This is a genomic window from Bradyrhizobium sp. UFLA05-112, assembly GCF_053572325.1.
This window is the reverse complement of record NZ_JBANBK010000005.1, coordinates 45,125-67,177: the sequence shown is the minus strand read 5'-3', so window position 1 is coordinate 67,177 and position 22,053 is coordinate 45,125. Positions and strand designations below refer to the sequence as shown.

The following is a 22,053-nucleotide window of genomic DNA, read 5'->3' as shown; positions in this document are numbered from 1 at the left end:
CGTTGGCTCTATTTGACGCACACGGGCCGCCGTGGCGAGTTAAGCATCGCGAATCGCGCGGAATTGCTGGGAAAGAGGAGGCGATCCACGTACGCCGGATGAGGCAAGATCAATGGATGGTTGGTATTTCTCAACCAGTGGGGTACGATTTTCTGCAGGCGGAGAGAGGCCCGCGCGTGCAACCCGGTAAAGCCGATGCCGGAGTCTGACAGATGGTATTGCAGTCGCTGAACGTCGCGAACTCGGACGGTGGCTCTCAGGTCTTGTGGAGGGACAGCGAGCGCGTCTTTCACCGCGGCTGGCGATCAGACGAAGACGGCAAGCGTCGCGAGGTGCTGATCGCTGTTCCAGCCACCGACCACCCGTCCCGTTCAAGCCTCGAGCGCCTCAGGCACGAATACGAACTGAAGGACGAACTCGACGCGACGTGGGCAGTGCGCCCGCTTGATCTTGTAAATGACGCCGGTCGAACCATGCTGGTGCTCGAGGATGCCGGCGGCGTGCCGCTCGAGCAGTTACTCGACGTCCCATTGGAGGCGGGACGCTTCTTGCACCTCGCCATCGCTATCTCCCAGGCTCTCGGCAAACTTCACCAGCGCGGGCTCGTTCACAAAGATATCAAGCCAGCCAACATCCTGTTCAACGACGCGACCGGCGAGGTGCGGTTGACCGGCTTCGGCATCGCCACGCGCTTCGCGCGCGAACGTCAGTCGCCGCATCCTCTCGAGACGATCGCCGGTACGCTCGCCTACATGGCGCCGGAACAGACCGGACGAATGAATCGGTCTATCGATTCCCGGAGCGACCTCTACGCGCTTGGCGTCACCTTCTACCAGATGCTCACCGGTGCGTTGCCGTTTGCCGCCGCAGAGCCGATGGAATGGGTGCACTGCCATGTCGCCAGGCGGCCGGTGCCTCCTGCCGAGCGGCTGAAAGAAATCCCTGGCGCCATCTCAGCGATCGTCATGAAGCTGCTCGCGAAGAGGGCCGAAGACCGCTATCAGACCGCGGCCGGCCTCGAAAGCGACCTTCGCAGCTGTCTGATCGAATGGACTTCGCACGGCCGCATTGATGACTTTCCCCTCGGCGAACGCGACACGTCCGACCGGCTCGTGATTCCCGAGAAACTGTATGGACGGCGGCGCGAGGTCGAGACTCTGTTCGCCGCCTTCGATCGCGTGGTCAATGGTGGCCCCCCGGAACTCGTCCTGGTTTACGGCTATTCCGGCGTCGGCAAGTCGTCGGTTGTCAACGAGCTCCAGCCGGTGCTGGTACCTCCGCGCGGCCTGTTCGCTGCCGGTAAGTTCGATCAGTACAAGCGCGACATTCCCTATTCGACGCTGGCGCAGGCCTTTCAGACCCTGATCCGGCCGCTGCTCGGCAAAAGCGAAGCGGACCTTGCACCCTGGCGCGATGCATTGCGGGAGGCGCTGGGACAAAACGCAGGACTGATTGCGGATCTCGTTCCTGAACTAAAGCTCATCATTGGAGAGCCGCCGCCGGTTCTTGAACTTCCGCCACAAGATGCGCAACGGCGTTTTCAGGTAGTGTTTCGCCAGTTCATCGGTGTCTTCGCTCGACCTGAACATCCCCTGGCTCTCTTCCTCGATGACTTGCAATGGCTCGACGCGGCGACGCTGGACCTCCTGGACGACCTATTGAACCGATCCGATCTCCGCAATCTTCTCCTCGTCGGTGCCTTCCGCGACAATGAAGTCACAGCATCCCATCCCCTGATACGAAAGCTGGAGGTGATCCGCGGAACGGGGAGGGTGCAGGACATCAAGCTCGCGCCCCTGACGACCAATGACCTCGGAAAACTTGTTGCGGACTCGCTTCGCTGCGACGTCGAGCAGGGCGACGCGCTCACAGGGTTAGTGCACGCCAAAACGGACGGCAATCCGTTCTTCGTGATCCAGTTTCTTCACGTGCTCGCCGATGAGGGGCTCTTGGCCTTTGACCACGAGCAGGCGTGCTGGTCCTGGGACCTCGAAGGCATCCACGCCAAACGGTACACCGACAACGTCGTTGAACTCCTGGCTGGGAAGCTGACGCGGCTACCGCTCGGCACGCAGGAAGCGTTGCGGCAGCTCGCCTGCCTCGGTCACGTCGCCGATGTCGCGATGCTTTCGACAATCATGGCGACGACCGAAGAAAAGGTGCACGCAGCTCTGTGGGAGGCCCGGAGTCAACAATTGCTCGATCATGTCGGCCGCTCGTACAAGTTTTTTCATGATCGGGTGCAGGAAGCCGCCTATGCGCTGATCCCGGAGACGTCTCGTGCGGAAGCGCATTTGACCATCGGCCGTCTGCTCTTGGCGCAGACACCTCCGGAAAAGTACGACGAGGCCATCTTCGAGATCGTCAACCAGTTCAACCGTGCCGGACCGTTGATCAGGGCACACGAGGAGCGAGAGCAGCTCGCCGAGCTGAACCTCGCCGCTGGCAAGCGCGCCATGGCGGCGTCGGCCTACGCCTCCGCGCTGACGTATCTCACCGCCGGTGCGGCGCTGCTGCCGGAAGATGCGTGGGAACGCCGGCAGGAGCTGACCTTCCAGTTGGAGCTACAATCGGCCGACTGTGAGATCGGTATGGGACCGTTGCAAGCGGCCGAGCAACGTCTGGTGGCGCTCGCAATGCGTGCCGTCGGCACAGTCCAACGATGCGTCGTGGCACGCCGGCGCGCGCATCTGTACATGATGCTTAACGCGCACGAGCAGGGAGTGGAGATAGCGCTGGAATGTCTCAGGTATGTGGGTATCAACTGGTCGACGCATCCCACCGAGGCGGAAACGCGCGCCGAGTACGAGCAGTTCTGGTCTCGGCTCGGAAATCGCGCGATCGAGGATCTCGTTGACCTGCCACTCATGCAGGATCCGGAGGGGCTGGCGACGATCGAGCTGGTCACCGCGCTGCACTCACCAGCCTGTTACACCGATCTGAACTTGTTCGCGCTTGCCATCTGCAGGGCCGCCAATCTCACCCTTGAGCGTGGTAATAGCGAGTTGGCCCCATACAACTACGCGGCAATGAGCCTGATCGCCAGCGCTCGCTTTGGTCACTACGATCGAGGTTACCGACTCGGAAGGATGGGCTGCGATCTGCTTGAGCGTCGAGGATGGCATCATTTTGGGGGACGGACGTATTTCGTTTTTGCTACGCTGCTTCCGTGGACACGCCCCTTCGGGGATGCGATCGATCCGGCGCGTCGCGCTTTCCAGATGGCGCAAGAGCACGGCGATCCACTTTATGCCGCGGTGACTTCTCGTGCTCTCAATTCCGTTTTCCTTGCCTTGGGCCATCCGCTCGACCAGGTCGAACATGAGGCCAACTACGGGTTGGAGTTCTCGCGGCGTTTCGGATTCTATCTCGACAGAATTTCCGCGCCGCTCGCGTTGGTGCGGACCCTACGTGGAGAAACTACGAAGTTTGGCTCCCTGGACGATGGTCGGTTCTCTGAGCGCGCCTTTGAGGAGCAACCAACCCAGCCATTCCAGGATTGTTATTACTGGATCAGAAAACTTCAGGCGCGCTTCTTCGCCGAAGATTACGTATCGGCAATCGACGCGGTGGAGAAAGTGGAGGCATGGTACGCGAGGCTGGACACGCTGTCGCTCTTTATGCTGGAGGAGGAGGAATATCATTTCTATGCTGCGCTGGCTCGCGCCGCATTGTACGAGCCCATAGGCCCCGACCCGTACGACAATCATCGAGAAAGACTTAAACGTCACGAGCGACAGCTTCGGGCATGGGCGGTGAATTGCCCGCAGAACTTTGAGGATCGTGCGGCGCTGGTCGGCGCCGAGATTGCCCGTATCGAGGGTCGTCCGCTTGATGCGATGGAACTGTACGAACGTGCGATCTACTCAGCTCGCGCAAACGGCTTCGTCCAGAACGAAGCGATCGCCAACGAACTCGCCGCGCGGTTCTATACGAAGCGGCGTTTCGAGAAGATTGCTCGGGTCTATTTGCGAGACGCTCGGCATTGCTATCTGCGTTGGGGAGCTCATGGCAAGGTGCGGCAACTCGATGAGCTCCATCCGTGGCTGAGGCAGGACGAGCGTGCTCCAGCTCCAGCGAGCACGATCGAAGCGCCTGTCGAACATCTCGATCTCGCGACAATGATTGGAGCCTCGCAAGCACTTTCTAGCGAGATGGTTCTCGAAAAACTCGTCGATAGGCTCTTGCGAGCGGCGCTCGAGCACGCCGGCGCCGAGCGAGGTCTCTTGATCATTCCGCGAGGAGATGTGCTGCAGATAGAAGCGGACGCGTTCGCCAGTGGCGAAAATGTAACAGTGCATTTGCGGAATAGTCCCGACGAGGCGGCCAGCTTCCCGGAGTCACTCGTTCGATACGGAACGCGCACCCACGAGCGCCTGATCCTCAATGATGCGTCATCTCAGAATGCGTTTTCTGCGGATCCTTACATCGTTCGGAGCAGCCCTCGTTCCATTCTCTGTTTGCCATTGATTAGCCAGGACAAGCTCATCGGTATTCTCTATCTTGAGAATAATTTGGCACCGAACGTCTTTACGCCTGATCGCGTCACGTTGCTGGAGGTACTTGCGTCGCAAGCAGCGATCTCGCTTGAAAATTCGCGGCTTTATCGCGATCTCGCGGATCGGGAAGCGAAGATCAGACGTTTGGTCGACTCCAACATCATCGGGATATTCTTTGCCCGCCAAGGTCGGATTGTTGAAGCCAATGACGCGTTTCTCCGTATCCTGGGATATGACCGCGAGGACATGGATGGGGGGCGCGTACACTGGGCCGATCTGAGTCCCCCGGAATGGCGCGAGCGCGATCTGCTCACGCGGGAACTACTGGACTCAACGGGGATCGTTCCGCCCTTCGAGAAGGAGTATTTTCGGAAAGACGGCAGCCGCGTTCCCGTGCTTGTTGGCGCCGCACTCGTCACAAAAGGCGCGGAGGAGGGCTTCGCGTTCGTGCTCGATCTGACCGAGCGCAAACGTGCGGAACAAGCGCTCCAGCTACAGGCGACGCTTGATTCGATCCCAGCGATGGCTTGGCGCGCGGGAGCTGACGGCTCCACCGATTACATCAATAAGCGTTGGCTCGATTACACAGGCGTCTCGCTTGATCAAGCGCTGGGTTGGCAGTGGCTTGATTTGATCCATCCCGATGACGCTGAGCACCTGCATGATTGCTGGCTGCGGGTGTTTGCATCTAAAGAGCCGGGTGAAGCCGAAGCCCGTATGCGGGGCTCTGACGGATCGTATCGGTGGTTTCTCATTCGTGCGGAGCCATTGCGCGACGACACAGGATCGATTGTCGCGTGGTACGGCACCAACACGGATATCCAGGACTTGAAGGCAGCCGAGAGTGCCTTGCGACGGAGCGAGGCCGAATTGGCCGACATCAGGCGCGTGCGGCAAACGCTTGACTCAATTCCAGCCGCTGCGTGGCGCGCGAGGGCAGACGGGTTCACTGAGTACGTCAACAAGCGCTGGCTCGACTACATGGGGTTTTCGCTTGATCAAGCGCTGGGCTGGGGATGGCTTGCTTCGATCCATCCCGACGACGTTGAGCACCTGCATGATTGCTGGCTGCGGGTGTTTGCATCGGAAGAGGCAGGTGAAGCCGAAGCCCGCATGCGCAGTTCTGACGGATCATATCGCCGGTTCCTTATTCGTGCCGAGCCTTTGCGCGACGACACAGGAGCGCTAGTCGCGTGGTACGGCACCAACACGGACATTGAGGATCGCACACAAGCGCTGGCGAGGCTGCAGCAGATGCAATCTGATTTCGCCCACATAAATCGCGTGAGCATGATGGGAGAGCTGGCTGCCTCGCTGTCTCATGAAATTCTGCATCCGATCGCTACCGCTCGCAACAACGCTCGCGCGGGGATACGCTTTATGGAAATGAATCCGCCGAATCTGGATGAGGCCAGGGAAGCGTTCGGTTGTGTTGTCAGGGACGCGGACCGAGCTACGGACATCGTCGGACGGATGCGCGATCACGTCAAAAAGGCGCCGCCGCAAAAGAAGCGCTTTGATCTTAATGCGGCGATCGACGAAGTGCTCGTATTGGCACAAAGCGTGACCCAGAGGAATGGCGTTTCGGTTCAGACCCGACTTGCGGATGGATTGCTTCCGATTTTGGGGGATCGCATTCAGCTGCAACAGGTCTTGCTGAACCTAATTCTGAACGCAGCAGAGGCAATGGGCTCGGTAGAGGCGGGGGCACGAGAGCTGATGATCAGCACCGAGCAGGACGAAGCGGGCGCCCTCGTGGCCGTCCGCGATTCCGGGCCAGGCATTGATCCGGCGGATCTCGATCGAGTCTTCGATGCCTTCTACACCACGAAGTCAAGTGGAACAGGTATGGGGCTGTCGATATGCCGCTCCATCATCCAGGCTCATGGAGGCAAGCTGTGGGTGGAGGCGAGCGAGCCTCGCGGCGCTGTATTTCAGTTCACGCTGCCGGCGGCCCGAGAGGACTCATGAGTTTTCTTCGATCGGCCTACCAGGCTGCAGGGCCGAACGAAGGCATCGTTCAAGATGGTAGTCGTCTACCGGCTTGCTGAGGTAGCAAACAACCCCGTCCTTTAGAGCCTGATCCCTGACAACCTCATCGGGGTACGCGGTAATGAGGATCGTCGGGATCGCGTACCCTGCATTGACCAAACGCCTGTGCAGCTCGACACCGGTCATTCCAGGCATGTGGATGTCGGCGACCAAGCAGGCGGTTTCAGGTAAGTGACGCGATGCAAGGAAATCGGCCGGCGACGGAAATGCTTCGACAGCGTAGCCCAGCAACATGATGAGTTTTCGCATTGAATCGCGATAAGGCTCATCGTCGTCGACGATAGATATGAGTGTGCGGTTCGACATTGGCGGCTTCGAGGTGCCTTACTCGCTCCACCATACCGGCGGAAGACTTCGCGCCTGCGTGCAATTTCTAGTGTCGGGGACATTCCACAAGAATGCAATGACGGCGCTCGTAAGCGATGGTTTAGGCCTCCGGCTATCCGCTTATGCAACAAATGCTGTTCATCCTGCCGGATTATCCGTAAAATAACGTTGTTCCGGTGGAGGAATGCGCTCCCTCTAACGCAGGGTGCCGGAGATGGGTAACGCAGATCCAAGTGTCTTGCTCATCGATGACGATCCCGAGTTTCGCGGTTCGGTCGCGCGGCTGTTGCGGACGGTCGGGCTGCATACCCGCGAATTTTCATCTGTTCCCGAATTTCTCAAAGCCGAGCCGCCGGACGGCCCTACTTGCCTCGTACTCGACGTGAGAATGCCGGGGCGAAGCGGTCTTGAACTCCAGCGCGAGCTTGCCGCTGCAAGCAGCCAAGTGCCGATCATCTTCATCACAGCGCACGCCGACGTACCAATGACGGTGCAAGCGATGAAGGGCGGTGCCTTAGAGTTCCTCACAAAGCCGTTCCGTGATCAGGATCTGCTTGACGCCGTCGCGGCCGGCCTTGCTCGAGATCGTATCCGTCGAGAAAGTGAACGGTCATTAGCTGCGCTCAGGAAGCGTTTTGACACGCTCAGCTCCCGAGAGCGTGAAATCATGCTTCACGTTGTGGCCGGTCGCCTGAACAAACAGATCGCCAATGATATCGGCATCACCGAATCCACGGTGAAGGTGCATCGCACCCACTTGATGCGGAAGATGGAGGCGCGTTCGCTTCCCGAGCTCAGCCGGATGGCGGATACCCTCAATGTGAGGCTACCGCAGCCATAGACCTTCTCTTCTAGAGAGGCGAAGGCGCTATCCATTTGCCAAATTGGTATCTGCCGCATCTTGCTGCGCGGCTGATCCCTCCGTCAGGTGCTCATCGACTAACGGTTTCAGAGCGAGGTTTCGTCAGATCGCTTCTAAGCGATCGCTTAGCACAACCAACCATAAGCGAGCCTCAGGCTACCTCCTGCGCAATCGACCGCATCGCACCTAGCCGCCAAATTACGCCCTCATTGGGCTCTTGTCGGAAACACCAGCTGTATCAGGCACGCGAGGTCATAATGCGCTCATCTATCGCACGCTTGGCGGATATCGAACCGGGATTTGAGGTAAATCACGCCGCTCAACGTCAGGATATGAACAAGGCATTCTTCGAGAAGCGAACCGAATCGGCCGTTGTCCCGCCAGCTAAAGTTTCATTCGGACCGTTTTGTCTGCTTCCGACAGAGTTTCTTTTGTTGGAGAGCGGCAAGCCCGTGCCTCTCGGAAGCCGTGCTCTGGAAATCCTGATTGCTTTGCTTGAACGGCGAGGGGAGCTAGTCAGCAAGCAAGATTTGACTGCTCGCGTTTGGCCTAATCTTTTTGTCGACCCCTCCAATCTCACGGTCCATATGTCTGCTCTGCGCCGCGCGCTACGTGACGGCCGGGATGGAAATCGATTCATCATCAACATCAAAGGTCGGGGCTATCGCTTCGTTGCCTCGGTCGAGCTATCGGGACACGGGAACTGAATGCGAGCGGCGGAGCATCCGCTAGATTCGATGAGGAGCGGTCATGATTGCGACGACGTGGGAACGGACATTCAGTGTGGCAAACATTCCCGTCAGTTCCTGGAGCTTCGCCATTCGCGTTTGGCTGGCTATAGTCCTGGCCTTGTTCGTGAGTTTTTGGCTCCAACTTGAATCGCCGACGACGGCGGCTCTGACGATTGTGGTTCTTGCCGAACCAACCCGCGGTCAGGCGCTGGACAAGGCGGGTTTTCGGTTGCTCGCCACGGTCGTAGGCGTGACAGCGTCGATCGCCATCACCGGTCTGTTCTCGCAGACGAGGGATCTCATCCTCGCGGCGTTTGCGGTGTGGCTCGGCGTTTGCGTCTTTGCGGCGAAGCTTTTGGACGGCTATCGGGCCTATGCGGCCGTGCTGTCCGGCTACACCGTAGGATTTATTGCGACACAGCAGATCGACACCCCGTACCACGTGTTTGAATCCGGCATGGCGCGTGGCGCTGCGATCGCGATCGGCATTCTTGCAACTGCATTGGTCAATACGCTGATACTTGCACCCGACGATCAATCTCGGCTGGTCGCACGACTTGCAGCGATTCATCGCCGCATTCGCCAGTATGCAGGCGCCGCCTTCAGCGAAGCAGGCAACGCGACGACATTCCTGACGCTGCTACGGGACATTGTGGCGCTCCGGCCTGAGATCGCGAGCATGGCGCCTGAGTCGAGCAGCGGTTCAGTCAGAAGCGCCGCAGGACGTAGCGCTGCGGTCGCGCTGGTCGCCGAATTGCAGGCAGCGCGGTTCAAGCGCGATCCCGAGACCGAAGCTTCGGAATGGGCAACCAGAGAATTTCTGCGCCGGGATGACGAAGCTCGCCAGGATCTCGTCGCCCTGAGGTCGGCGAGATGGCCGCTGCGGCTCTGGCGGGCACCCTTGCATCGATCTTATCGAACTGCGGCCGAAGCTGGCGTCCGCACCGCCGCATGGTTCGCGATCGCCTCGATAGCTTACGTCTGGTCTGGGTGGCCCGCGACGAGCGTTTCGCTGTCTTTCGTGGCGCTCATTGCCGCATTGGGAGCCACAACCCCGAATCCACGCGCTTTCACGGCGATTGCGCTTGTTGGTGCGCCGATCGCAGCTGTGCTTGCCGGCATACTCGAGTTCGTCATCCTCAATGGTGCCGACGCGTTTCCTGTTCTGGCCATCGGTCTAGCGCCTTTCATCGTCGGCGCGGCACTCCTCATGACCTCCCAAAACCTCCTCTTGTCATCGCTTGGTCGCGTCAATCTGCCGTTCATTCTGCTCATGCTGGCACCGAGCAATCCGCAGCCTTACAATCCGCAGGCCTTCCTATTTACCTGTGTCTTCATCGCCGCTGCGGCATCGGTCTTGCTTGCGGCACAGATTCTGATTCCACCGGTCTCCGATGAAAAGCGCAGGATATGGCTGCTCGCTGAGGCTCGCGGCGAGCTGCAGGAACGGGCCAATCCGAATGGAGAGGCTCCGGAGGAAGCGACGTTCCGTGACGCCTCGCGACTGGAGCAATTTCTTTCCGCCGGAGGAGAGCAGGACAGTCAGGCCCTCGCGGAAATGCTGTCTTGTTTCGACCAATCGACGATGCTCCGGCTTTGCGAAACGAAGCTGATATTGCTCGCCGACGCGGCACTCGCGGACGAAGCGCGCGAGGCAATCGCCATGCAAGATACAACCACCCTGCGCACCGTCGCAAGTAGGTTGCGTGAACAGACGCCGCAGAAGGACTCCATCGAAGCGGATGTTGCGGCATGCCTTGTGCTGACGAGCAACGTCCTCGATCGGGGCCGCAGGGTCGATTTCGATCGGGAGGCAGCCTGATGGCACACACCTTTCCGGAGCTGGTCGTCGGGGGCGTCCTGCTCGCGCCGCTCGTAACCTATTTGGCGACGGCGCTTGTCGTCATCGTTGTGCTTCGGCCGCTTCTGCACGTCGCCGGCTTCGCGAAGCTATTCAGCCACGCTGCGCTCGCAGAGCTGAGCCTGTATGTGACGATTCTCTGTCTGTTGATTCTGTTGTTCTAGAGGAGGGACGCCATGGATGCGACCGTTCATAGCAAAGTTGCTTCGCCATGGGCAAAAACCAGGTCGGGGCGGCGAAGCGGCGCCTTGCGAACCGTGCGGCTTGTGCTCCGCAAGATAGCCACAGCCGCGATCGCAGTCGTTGCGGTGCTGGTCGCTCTCGTGACCTGGGATCAGTATAACGCCGGACCATGGACACGAGATGGACGATTGCGGGTTCAGGTCGTAAGCGTGGCGCCGGAGATCTCCGGCAAGATCACCGAGTTGCGGATCGCCGACAATCAATTCGTCCATAAGGGCGACGTCTTGTACGTCATCGATCGCTTCGATTTCGACGTCGCGCTGCGCGCGAACAAGGCGGCGTTACAGCAAAGGATGGCGGACCTGAGCGTCAAGGAATTGCAGTCCGAACGCCGGCGACGCCTGTCGGATCTGGCGAGCAGCACCGAAGAGAAACAGGTCTACGAAGGAAATGCGCTGCAGGCCAAGGCCGCGGTCGATTCGGCTGAGCAGCAGGTGCGGTTAGCGGCGACCAACCTGCAGCGCACCGAGGTGCGCAGTCCGGTGAACGGAATTGTCACCAACCTTCTGCTGCGAGCAGGGGATTACGCGCACCAGGGTGCCGCCAATGTCTCCGTCATCGACACGGACAGCTATTGGGTCGACGGCTATTTCGAGGAGACGAAGCTGGCCCGCTTGTGCGTGAACGACCGCGCCGAGGCAAAGCTGATGGGCTACTCGGAGCCGATCATTGGTCACATCGCAACAGTCACCCGCGGTGTCAGCGTATCCAACGCAGCCGCATCCACGCAGGGATTGCCGAACGTCGATCCCGTGTACACCTGGGTACGCCTGGCACAACGTGTGCCGATCCGCATCGCGATCGATCATGTGCCGCTCGGCGTGCCGCTGGTGTCGGGTTTGACCGCAACTGTCACGATCCGGGACGGCCAGAACGGAACGCTCTTGCAAAGAGTTCGCGCCGAACTCGAGACGAGCTTCTTCGGATTAATCGGTAGAGCTTCGGCGCGGCCAGGCTGCATTCCCAGCCTGTCATGAACCGCCAGCGAGATGCTAGGCAGGCATCACCTCTTCGACTTTCGTGCCGCACCGACGAGGAAACGAGCAACACTGAGATCTCGCGGCCACTCGCCGCCCTGTTCTAACAAGGCCGAACATGACCCAAGTATATTTTCTCTGCTCCAATACGAAAAAGGTTTTCGTCGATCCGCTCGAGGTCGCGGTAAACGATCTTGCTGAGGCGCGCGATCACGTGACCCGGGTCGTGCAGTCCTTCACCAAGGAGCTTAGCCTCGAAGATTGGCGTGACTGGGTCCTGCATGTCATCGACGACGAGGGCGATGAGCTCTTTGTAGTGCCGTTCACCTTCGTGCTCGGCAAACCTCATTGAAGATCGCCATACTCCCGGCGATCCATTGGGCAAAACGGCGCTTGTCCCAACTAGACAGCAGCCTCGGCGAAGACGTCTTCAGCCTCAGCGCGGCAAGATCGAGGAAAGCACGGACCTTGATCGGCGGACGCCACATTGGCAGCCCACAGAATGCCTGCCATCGATTGCGAGAGGAGAACAAAACCGCGCATCATGCCCTTGCATGCGGATTCGCTACGATTTGCCGAGGTTCGGATTGCTTCACTCGCGCTGACGCTTCTTGTCGCTTACCAATTTGCTTAGCGGAGGCAGGGCAGATTGCAATTGCTTGGCCCCGGCGCCCAGTCCCTTCGCCGTGGCTGCCTGCGGCCGGTCCTTCCCTCCCGAGGACCGGCCGCCCCCACCCCTGGTGTTTGGATCGGATGGGCACGGAAAATCTTTGGATCGGGGAAAATCAACGACCACAACTTCGGAGCAGATGATGAAGCAGCTTCTCACCTACGCGGTAACCGCGAGTTGCCTGTTCGCATTTACTTCCGGCGCGCAAGCCCGCCCTGCATACGATGGGTCCTGGGACCTTGTCTTCGTGACGCAAAGGGGCGCGTGCAATCCGACCTACAATTTCTCGGTCAACATCAGCAACGGTGTCGTCACGCATCCGAATCTGGTGAGGTTTAGGGGCTATGTAGCTCGCTCGGGTGCCGTTCGCGCTTCCGTGACTGTTCAGGACAAATTCGCGTCCGGCTCAGGCCGGCTCTCGAGCAACTCAGGTCGCGGAACGTGGAGCGGCTATTCGGGGAGCGCGCGTTGCTCGGGCTATTGGAGCGCCGTGCGAAACTGACGACAGAGTTGGCGCAACCATCGCCGAAGGCTGGCAAGGAAACTTGGCGTTGGCTTCCCTTTTGTGTGCGATGGGGTGGCTTAGCGAAACCTTACCAAAGCTTATTCGCTGATACGCCCGTCCAATAGCATCATGCACTCAAACGGCATCAAGATAGCTCCTCAGAAATCGTGACGGATACAGCACGTGTCCGCATAGGAGGTTTGGAATGCGCAGAACCATGATCGTTGTCGCAGCCGCTGTTCTCGCCGTCGGCAGCACGTCGTTGTCGACCTCAGCATCCGCTTTCGGGCTCATCCCCCTTGGTGGTTTCGGACTCGTTCACCCCGGCTTCGGCCTCGGCCACTTTGGTGGTTTGGGTCTCGTCCACCCCGGTCCCGGTTTCGGTCTCGCCCACCCCGGCGGCGGCTTCGCCTTCGCTCGCCCCGGCGGCGGCTACGGCCTCGGCCACCTCGACGGTAGCTTCGGCGGCCACCGCTTTGGCGGCTCGCCCTACCACGGCGGCTACGACCATGGCGGCGAGTCCTTCTACCGCGGCTACGCCTATCGCGCTGCGCCTCTCTACGGCGGCTACGACGATGGCGGCCAGTCTTACTATGGCGGCGGCTACACCTATGGCGGCCAGCCTTACTACGGCGACGATGCTAATGCCGACCAGTCTTACGACGACAGCGCCCGCGGACGTCGCAGCAGACGAGGCGCAGCGAGCCGGTGATTTAGGGACTGCCAACTGTTAGGCCAAACCTCTGTCCCCAGATAAAAAGTTCAAACGCCTGACTGTACCTATGGATGTCGAACGAAAAGCAACGGAACTGGCCCGCGAGCCGGCAGTTGCAGGACAAGGTCGGCGGCGTAGCGCCCGCCGGCCTTTCTCCTGATGGGAACGAAACTTGGCGTTGGCTTCCCTTTTGGTGCGCGCGATGGGAATGGCTTAGCGCAGCGCTACTAAAGCTGATCCGCCAATACGCCCGTGCAATAGAACGTGCGCTCAAACTGCATCAAGATATAGGACGTGTCCAAGGGAGCGACGGCATGAAGATGCAGAAGATGGACCATTCCAAGATGAAAATGTGAGGTCATGAAAAGTCCATTTCTTGCGTCGCTTGGACGATTAGGGCTCGAGAAGTTCGTCCTTGCATTGTGGGTGGCGGCTGCGATCTGTCTTCTGTCAGACGCAACGGCGGCTGCGCCGGATGATGACAGCTTCTTCACTCACCTTCACACCGAAAAGGTGATGGCCAACGTCACTGTGTCGCCGGGCCGCTCGGGCCCGGTCGACATCGTGATCCAACTTGAGACCGTGGACGAAGCACCACTCAGGGCTAAAGGCGTCTCTGTCACGCTGTCGCATACCGAGACCGGACGAAAACTACCGACGATAGTGGCATCTCGCGGCGGCGAGGATGGCTGGCAAGTAAAGGTTGCCTCGCTGTCGGCGGGGAAATGGATGCTTTGGCTGGATATTTCGATTTCGGATGCCGACGAGGTGAGGGTGGAATCGCCCATCCTGATCAAATGATGGAAGGATGCGGACGAATGCTGAGGATGACCGCAATGGTTGGCTTGGCATTGACGACTTCCGCTGCGACCGCGCTCGGCCGAGCCAGTTACGGCTGACGAAACGACGATTGCCCAGTTGCCGCACGGCATGTTTGACAAGCCCGGCGAGACGCTGGTGGTCGCGCCGGTCGTCGTGGCTGGTGGCCACGCGATTGCAGATTAGACGCAAGGTCAGATGGGTGGTCGTGCACTGCTGCGTCGAGCCGCAGCGAGTCGGTGATTTAGGGACCGCCAACTGTTAGGCCAAAACCTCTAGCCTCAAATAAAAAAGTGCAAACGCCTGACCGTACCTATGGATGCAGAGCGGAAAGCAACGGAACCGGCCCGCGAGCCGGCAGTTGCAGGACAAGGTCGGCGGCGTAGCGCCCGCCGGTCTTTCTGTTTATCGGAACGAAACTTGGCATTGGCTTCCCTTTTGGTGCGCGCGATGGGGATGGCTTAGCGCAGCGCTACTAAAGCTTATTTGCCAATACGCCTGTGCAATAGAACGATGCGCTCAAACTGCATCAAGATACAGGACGTGTCCAAAGGATAGACTCGGGAAACGGAACGCATGCTAGTGCCGGCTAGTCAAGGGTAATCGCCTCATGTGGTGGTGCTGGGCAACGAGAAGGGCGGTTCTGGTAAATCCACCGCGGCGTTGCATATTGCAATCGCCCTGCTGAAGGCAGGCCAGCGCGTCTCCACCATTGACCTCGATTGCCGGCAGCAGAGCTTTACCCGCTACGTCAATAACCGCAGCGCGTGGTCGCGGCGGACGGGCATCGATCTGGAGTTGCCGGTACATTGTTGCATCAAGCTCGGCGAAACTATGCAGATCGGTGATAATGAAAATGCCGAGTTCCAGCGGTTCGCGGATGCGACCCACGGGGTTGAGCGGATCTTCGATTTCATCGTGATCGACACCCCGGGGACCGACAGCTATCTGATGCGGCTCGCTCATTCGATGGCCGACACGCTGGTCACGCCCATCAACGACAGTTTCCTCGACCTTGACGTGCTTGGCACGGTGGATCCCGCAACCTTCGCCGTGACCGCCATGAGCCATTATGCAGAGCTGGTGCGGGATGCAAGACGCAACCGCCGCAAGCTTGACGGTGCCACAACCGACTGGATCGTGGTACGCAACCGTCTCTCGATGTTGGGATCACGCAACAAGCATCTCGTCGCTGAGGGCTTGAGCGAATTGTCGTCCCAGCTAGGTTTTCGCACAATCGACGGCTTCGTAGAGCGCGCGGCGTATCGCGAGCGTTTTTCGCAGGGATTGACCGCGCTTGATGATCTCGATGACGCAACGTTCGGCGATCGCCTGAATCCCGGCATTGCCGCGGCGCGGATGGAGGTGACGAATCTGTTGCGTCAGCTCAAGCTGCCGCTCGACGAACGCGGCCGGCGTCGCGCGGCGAACCGGTCCCATTGGTTCAGCCAGATCGACAAGCCGCTTGAGGTGCACTATATCCTTGACGCCTGACGACGCTGGCACGGTGTTGTCGTGGGCGAGACCGCCAACTGAAGCCAAGGTCAAGTTTCGCTCCCAGCGCGCCCCTCAGAGTCCGCAGGAACGCCGCCAAAGGCCGCGGATAGTCTGGGCTGATTCATCGCTTGCCTCCCCACGCGTGACGGGAAGAAACGCGCTCTCGCAAATCTGGTGGCGTGGCTCGTCGCACGAAAACGGGTCACCGGGGTTGCGCAGTTTCGCCAGCGTCCAGCGCAGACGCATCGGCCACCGTGATCCCTGGACTTTGGTTGTCGCCAATCGCACCAACGTCTAAGGCGACGACCCGCACGTGCAATTGGCCTGTGGCCGAGCGTCGACTACTATTAGCGAGGCAAAAGAGGTTGACCCACGTGAGCACAATGGAACGTTTGTGATGATCGATTCGGTTGCAGCAGTTTTGGGTTTAGCGAGCGCTGGCATTTTCCTTGCACATGCCATCGAAAGCTATCGCGCGCTTTGGTCGGATCTGAGGCACACTTCACCTCGGTCACACAGGGCATGAGGAGCGATCGCGATCGCACGGCCGTTGGCTAAGCTGGAATGACCGCTAATAGCCCACAAGCGAAGTCAGGCGATGTCCGCTTCCCCGCTCTCGCGGGAGCACAGCAGACGTCAAAGTACGCTTGAGTAAGCCGTACGCGCCTCAGGCAACAAACGTTCCGTCTTTTGCTTACTCGCTCGCAATGAACGATGCTGCAGATTTGGTCTGCAGGTCGATATCGCGTTGTGGCTCGGCCGCACTGCCGATGATTTGTGCAGCGGTCGCTGCTGTGGCGGGTGCCTTGGAGTCCATTCCCTCCGTGAGGCTGCTTCTGTCGGCGCTGCAGCGGCCCTATTTGCTGGCGGATCACGCGCCACAATGCGCTCGCTACGCCCGCCGACCTTTACCCGCAATGGCTCGTTCTCGATCTTCTTCCCCTGCCGCCAAACGGCGGCATTCCTCGCGAGTCAACAAGATCGCTCAACTCGCCATCCTCCGCTAACGCTGCGGGCCAAGGCTGCGGGCCGGTCGTTGTGGTGCTCTAAGATCGCCATCAAGGCCGCGGTAGTCGCGGACTTGGAGAATAGCAGCAGGAGATCACTATGGCTCAAATTGGCACCTTCACCCGCGCCGAAGATGGCTCGTACACCGGCACCATCAAGACGCTCTCGCTCAATATCAAGGCGCGCTTCCTTCCGGCCGACCCTTCGGGCAACGACAAAGCTCCGAACCTGCGCATCATGGCCGGCAACGTCGAAATTGGTGCCGCATGGCAGCGGACTTCGAAGGACAACACCGTGTATCACTCAGTGAAGCTCGACGACCCCTCTTTCCCGGCGCCGATCTATGCCAACCTCGTCGCTATCGATGACGGCTACGCGCTGGTCTGGTCGCGCTGACCCTCGGCTTGCGGCGGCTCGCCTTGCGCGAGCCGCCGCGGTTGCGAACTTGGACGGCTGTGGTCGCGCCGCGTCAATCAAGACTACAGAATGGCCGTATCGGCACAGCCACGCGAAGGGAGCGCGCTGTGGCGTGCAATTCGGCGGTTCTGCTGCCGCTTAGCATATGCCACCCTTGGCCACGATGACGATGGCTCGCGTCTGTGGAACCAGTCTAGCTTTGCCAGCATCGATTAGAAGGTTCGCGATCGAGTGACACCGTGCCTGAGCACGATCGCCAGTCGTCCAAAAAAGAGACCAGCCTAGCGAACTTTGTTCGGCACGGGATTAGTTGCTGCAGTCCAGAACGCGCCGAGGGTAAGCTTTCTGGCTGCTCGGGATCGCAATAGTGCCGCCAATCGTAAACCCAGATCTGGCGTCGGCCGATACTCCGAGGAGCGGCGTCTCGTTAATGACTGAAACCCACCCAAGCCGCCCGTTCGACGAAACCGAGGCGCTGACTTGGCTGCGCTCCCAGCCGGCTGGGCGGGTCACGGCCAGCGCAGCGGAGCTCGGGCGCCAATGGGGCTGGAACCGAATGCGAGCCGGTCGGCGGCTGCGGGCGTGGCAGAAAGCTGGTCATATCCTGCGTAACGCTGAAGAGATCGTCGTAACAGCGTCTGTCACACCGGCTGCTACAGAAGCTGCAGGCGTCGTGCCCGAAGCAACCGTCACGCGACGTTCAATGACACCTGTCAAGCGCGCCGCGTTCATCGTTGCGCTGGTGCTCGCGTGCGTATCGGCGGCCTTCTCTATTGATGGTCTTACCGCCATCTTTGCCGGCGCGTTCTGGCCCGTGATTATCATGGGTGCCGCGTTGGAGGCTGGAAAGCTGGTCGCGGCGGCATGGCTGACAGAGAACTGGCGCTCGGCACCGCCTCTTCTGTGTCTGATTCTCGTCACCATGATCGGTGTCTTGATGAGCCTCAACGCGATCGGTGTGTTCGGCTTCCTCACGCGTGCTCACCTCGACCATATGGTGACCATCGATCTGGCGCTTGCGGATAGGACCGCCGACACCGAGGCGCGCTTTGCGATCCAGGTTCAGAGCGTCGCCGACCTCGATCGACGCATTGCCCAGATCGATGCAGCAATCGAGGAATCGACGCGGCTCGGTCGTCCCATTGGAGCGATGACGATTGCCGACCAGAAGCGCCGCGATCGGGCCGACATCGTCGCCGCTCGTCAACGTGAGGCACAGGCCCTTGCAAACCTCCGGGTCGAGAAAGCCAAGACCGATGCCGAACGTCGCCGTGCAGAAGCCGACGTTGGCCCCGTGCGGTATCTCGCCGAATTGATTGGCATGCCAGCCACCGACCTCGAGCGATCTGTCCGGTTGCTGACCTTGGCGCTCGTTGCCGTGCTCGATCCGATGGCGGTGGCGCTCCTGCTTGCAGCCGGCGCACACACAGCGCGTGTGGGGCCACGCTAACCATTGTCGGAATCCGAATTTCGAAGCAAGGTTGTTACCCGCCTGCAACGGAAGAGCAGGCTCGTAGCAATGCCTGGGTTGGCAGACTGTCACTGGGCATCGCCCAGCCTTTCGCTCTTCTGTACCAACGCGTTCTGTTGCCGGTCGGTGAACCGCACGCGTCATGCCGCTGAAGTTCATCACCTCCACATGCGTGCCCCAGAACGCCTGAAGATCACTCGGAGCGTTATCGGTGCGCACGCTGTAACGATAGACGAGGCCTCCTTTGGCGCTTCGTTTGCTTCTAGTGCTGCCGCTTCGACGTTTTTCGGGGGCAAATTCCGTTGATATTCTGCACGTTTGAGCAGATGGCAAATGGCGCGCACACCGCATCAAACCTGTCGTCGAGAGATCATATTTCCTGCAGTAGTGCTCCGCTTCCAATGGTCTTCGATAGCAGGCCACATGCGCCGACAGGAACGAGTTGTTGGGCTTTGCCCAGGAATGATGCGATGCCATCGGAGATTCTCCAGTCCAACGGGAGAACCAGAGAACTCGACAACGAAATATCCGAAAAGATGGGCAGGACTCGGACGGTTACGGGGACTGGGATTGACGGCGAGATAAAGCGAACCGGCGTTCGCTGGCTCCCTTCGGTCGCAAAGGCTTGTCTGCACATTGGTTTTTGGAAGTTGTCCTGGTGCGAAAATGGCGCTCGGCAACGTGTGCAGCTGCCGCCCTCCGAACTTTTTCGATGAACTTCAATCTTCTAAGCGATGGCGCTCGCAATGTGCGCGTAAGAGGAGTCCCGCTGTCCGTTTGCTATCGTGCGCGTTGATGCGATGTAATGCGATCGACGTTCGGCAGCTCTTGTGTCGGCTGTTTCCGATGTCAATCGTCGCGTCATGGCACGCGATGACAGTGAGAATTTCCGGATCAGACCTGGCCGGCCTAGTAACGGTGGAGCACGTATCAATCCTCGGACGCAGCCGTTCCTCAAGCAGGTCCAGATCGCGGTCCGCAAGGCAGGCGGCGATCCTCGGCGGATAGGCTCGGGAGCGCGAACGGGCGGCGGCCGGGAAGGAGGAAGGTCGGGCCGGTTCAACGCGCGCGGCCGGGGCGCGAAGGTCGTTGCCTCATTCGCTCGGCAGGGCGCGGACGGCGGGTGGCAGAGAGATTCCGCAGGTCGCTTCCGGGCCCGGCGCGTGGTGGTGAAAGCGAGGGTGGTCCGGCTAAATCCGCAGCGGCCGAGTGCGCGAGCTCCGAAGATGCGCGGGACGATGAGCAGGGCCGTGGACGCCCATCTCCGCTATCTCGAACGGGACGGGGTCACGCGTGACGGCGAACGAGGTAAGGCCTATTCCGCGTTTGAGAACGAGGCCGACGGCATGGCCTTTGTGGAGCGCGGCCGGAAAGATCGCCACCAGTTTCGGTTCATTGTCGCGCCCGAGGATGCAACCGAAATGGCTGACCTTCGCGGCTTCACCCGTGACCTCATGCGGCAGGTGGAATTAGATCTGGCCACTCGCCTCGACTGGATCGCGGTCGACCATCACAACACCGGCCATCCCCACACTCACATCATCGTCCGCGGCGTGCTCGATGACGGTCGCATCTTAAATATCGCCGGCGACTATATCGCCCATGGCGTCCGCCACCGGGCGGGCGAACTGGTGACCCGGGAATTGGGTCACCAGAGCGAGATCGAGCTTCAGACGAAGCTACAGAACGAGGTCGAGGCCGAGCGGGTGACGCGGCTCGACAAGATGCTCTTGAGCGAGCAGCAGGAGCAGGGCGTGATCGACCTGCGGCCCGGCGAGGGCGCGACCTTTCTCGTCCGCGAGAACCGTAACCTCATGATCGGCCGGGTAAGGCACCTGGAGCGATACGGTCTTGCCACTCAGGCTGAGCCAGGACGGTGGGTTGTCTCAGACCGCGCGGAGCAAGTCCTGAAGGATCTGGACCACCGCAATGAGGTCATCAAGTCGATCCACCGGGCGCTCACCAGGAATGGCCGCGCCGAGGAGCGCGGGGTTGGCCAATTCGCCGTTCACAGCGAAACTTCAGGCGAGAAGATCGTCGGTCGGGTGTTGGCCAAGGGCCTTGCCGGGGACGAGATGGGCGAGCGCGTCTACCTGATCGTCGACAGCATCGATGGCCGGGTCCATCACCTGGAGTTCAAGGACCCGAGCCGGATTCAGGACGTAGGGCGGGACATGATCGTCGAAGCGGCCCCAGTCGTCTCCGGTCCAAGACCTGCCGACCGCAATATCGCCAGCAATGTCGAAGAGCACAACGGCACCTACCGGCCGAGCCGGCACCTGGAGCGCGTCCGCGACAGCTTTGAGCGACAGGGTAAGGACCCCGAGGCATTCGTGCGTTCCCATGTCCGCCGCCTGGAAGCACTGCGGCGGGCAGGCGTTGTCGAGCGGATTGATGCCGATAATTGGAAGGTCCCGAAGGACATCGTCGAGCGTGGGCAGGCTTACGACCTCAGCCAGGGCGGCGACGGGCTGAGAATACGGACGCTCTCGGCCATCGGCCTCGACCGGCAGATTGCCAGCGATGGTGCGACTTGGCTCGACCGACAGATTATCGCCGAGGACCGCTCGGAAATCAGGCACAGCGGTTTTGGCAGAGAGGTCAACAAAGCTATCAGCAGTCGGGCTCGGCGACTTGTCGAGATGGGCCTTGCGACCGCCAAGGATGGCCACGTTCGCGTCCCCGTAGACACGGTGGCGGCTCTTGAGCGACGGGAGGTTGAGCGCGTTGGCCATCAGATGGCGAGAGAGCGCGGGCTAACCTACATGCAAGCAAACGCTGGCGAGTATGTCAGTGGTCGCCTCGCTGGCGTCGCCAGCCTCGTCAGCGGACGCTTCGCCATGATCGACAACGGGCTCGGCTTTCAACTCGTGCCTTGGCTTCCCCTTCTCGAGAAGCGCATCGGCCAGCATATCGGCGGCCTTATGCGCGACGACGGTGGCATCGAGTGGACGCTGGGCAGGACCAGGGGGCTCAGCTTGTGATGCAGCCACGGCGAAGGCGCGCCTGCTCCCTTTAGTTGGGCTGGACCGCCGCCGCCCGGTCAAGGCGAGCGCCTGCCGTGCCCCCGCTTCGCAGCTGGCGGCCTTAACAGGCCATCGGCGGCTCGGCGCAAGGCTTGCCAATGCAGGTAAGGGGGATTGAAGCCAGATCTTCCGCCCAGACTTGGCCGAGGAAGCGGCTGAGGTCTCGTCTGGACCCAAACCGGGCCTAGCGTCAGAATCGCCCCGGCCGCGTTAACCGAACCGCCAAGGGTTCGGACGGATGCACGTGGGTTTCCCCCTCGCAACGGCTGGAGGCGACGACGGCGATAACCCGCGACCGAGAGCGCCAGTTTCTGGGTCTCGCACCGGATGACGCGGCCGAGCGCGTCACATGCGACGCTCCAGCCACCATCGC

The 22,053-nt window shown here is 60.3% G+C and carries 15 protein-coding genes; 14 read left to right on the top strand and 1 reads right to left on the bottom strand.

From position 1 onward, the window contains the following. Positions 1-212 precede the first annotated feature (212 nt). Positions 213-6,470 (top strand): PAS domain S-box protein, encoded by a 6,258-nt coding sequence (locus tag SO180_RS04560; RefSeq protein WP_449377627.1) that lies wholly within the window; start codon positions 213-215, stop codon positions 6,468-6,470. Here SO180_RS04560 and SO180_RS04555 read toward each other — a convergent pair. Then, positions 6,465-6,857 (bottom strand): response regulator transcription factor, encoded by a 393-nt coding sequence (locus tag SO180_RS04555; RefSeq protein ID WP_449377626.1) that lies wholly within the window; start codon positions 6,855-6,857, stop codon positions 6,465-6,467. The two genes, SO180_RS04560 and SO180_RS04555, sit on opposite strands and share 6 nt — an antisense overlap. Before the next feature lie 235 nt (positions 6,858-7,092). Between SO180_RS04555 and SO180_RS04550 the strand changes: the two genes are divergently transcribed. The 13 genes from SO180_RS04550 to SO180_RS04490 all read left to right on the top strand — a co-directional run bounded on the left by SO180_RS04550 (position 7,093) and on the right by SO180_RS04490 (position 21,638). Then, entirely contained in the window at positions 7,093-7,719 is a 627-nt protein-coding gene (locus tag SO180_RS04550; protein ID WP_449377625.1) for a response regulator transcription factor, read from the top strand. Between the two features lie 278 nt (positions 7,720-7,997). Then, on the top strand, positions 7,998-8,447 hold the full coding sequence (locus SO180_RS04545) for a winged helix-turn-helix domain-containing protein (protein ID WP_449377624.1): 450 nt from the start codon (positions 7,998-8,000) through the stop codon (positions 8,445-8,447). Between the two features lie 43 nt (positions 8,448-8,490). After that, a complete protein-coding gene (locus SO180_RS04540) occupies positions 8,491-10,293 on the top strand; it encodes an FUSC family protein (RefSeq protein ID WP_449377623.1) in 1,803 nt (600 codons plus the stop codon). Continuing rightward, on the top strand, positions 10,293-10,496 hold the full coding sequence (locus SO180_RS04535) for a DUF1656 domain-containing protein (RefSeq protein ID WP_449377622.1): 204 nt from the start codon (positions 10,293-10,295) through the stop codon (positions 10,494-10,496). Before SO180_RS04540 ends, SO180_RS04535 begins: the two co-directional genes overlap by 1 nt. A gap of 228 nt (positions 10,497-10,724) precedes the next feature. Next, positions 10,725-11,552: an HlyD family secretion protein gene (locus tag SO180_RS04530; protein WP_479683991.1), complete on the top strand. Its 828-nt coding sequence runs from the start codon at positions 10,725-10,727 to the stop codon at positions 11,550-11,552. A gap of 118 nt (positions 11,553-11,670) precedes the next feature. Continuing rightward, positions 11,671-11,904 carry a DUF6894 family protein gene (locus SO180_RS04525; protein WP_449377620.1) on the top strand — a complete coding sequence of 78 codons (234 nt, stop codon included), beginning with the start codon at positions 11,671-11,673 and terminating at the stop codon, positions 11,902-11,904. 1,028 nt (positions 11,905-12,932) lie between these two features. Then, on the top strand, positions 12,933-13,439 hold the full coding sequence (locus SO180_RS04520) for a hypothetical protein (protein WP_449377619.1): 507 nt from the start codon (positions 12,933-12,935) through the stop codon (positions 13,437-13,439). Positions 13,440-13,555: 116 nt separating this feature from the next. Then, a complete protein-coding gene (locus SO180_RS04515; RefSeq protein ID WP_449377618.1) occupies positions 13,556-13,798 on the top strand; it encodes a hypothetical protein in 243 nt (80 codons plus the stop codon). Positions 13,799-13,802: 4 nt separating this feature from the next. Continuing rightward, positions 13,803-14,243 (top strand): hypothetical protein, encoded by a 441-nt coding sequence (locus tag SO180_RS04510; protein ID WP_449377617.1) that lies wholly within the window; start codon positions 13,803-13,805, stop codon positions 14,241-14,243. A gap of 630 nt (positions 14,244-14,873) precedes the next feature. Continuing rightward, positions 14,874-15,755 carry a division plane positioning ATPase MipZ gene (locus SO180_RS04505; protein ID WP_449377616.1) on the top strand — a complete coding sequence of 294 codons (882 nt, stop codon included), beginning with the start codon at positions 14,874-14,876 and terminating at the stop codon, positions 15,753-15,755. Positions 15,756-16,865: 1,110 nt separating this feature from the next. Continuing rightward, positions 16,866-17,162, top strand: a complete 297-nt coding sequence (locus SO180_RS04500) for a DUF736 domain-containing protein (RefSeq protein ID WP_449377615.1) — start codon at positions 16,866-16,868, stop codon at positions 17,160-17,162. A gap of 388 nt (positions 17,163-17,550) precedes the next feature. Further along, complete coding sequence (locus tag SO180_RS04495; protein WP_449377614.1) at positions 17,551-18,633, top strand: hypothetical protein; 1,083 nt, start codon at positions 17,551-17,553, stop codon at positions 18,631-18,633. Positions 18,634-19,904: 1,271 nt separating this feature from the next. Next, positions 19,905-21,638 carry a DUF3363 domain-containing protein gene (locus SO180_RS04490; protein WP_449377613.1) on the top strand — a complete coding sequence of 578 codons (1,734 nt, stop codon included), beginning with the start codon at positions 19,905-19,907 and terminating at the stop codon, positions 21,636-21,638. Positions 21,639-22,053: the final 415 nt, after the last annotated feature.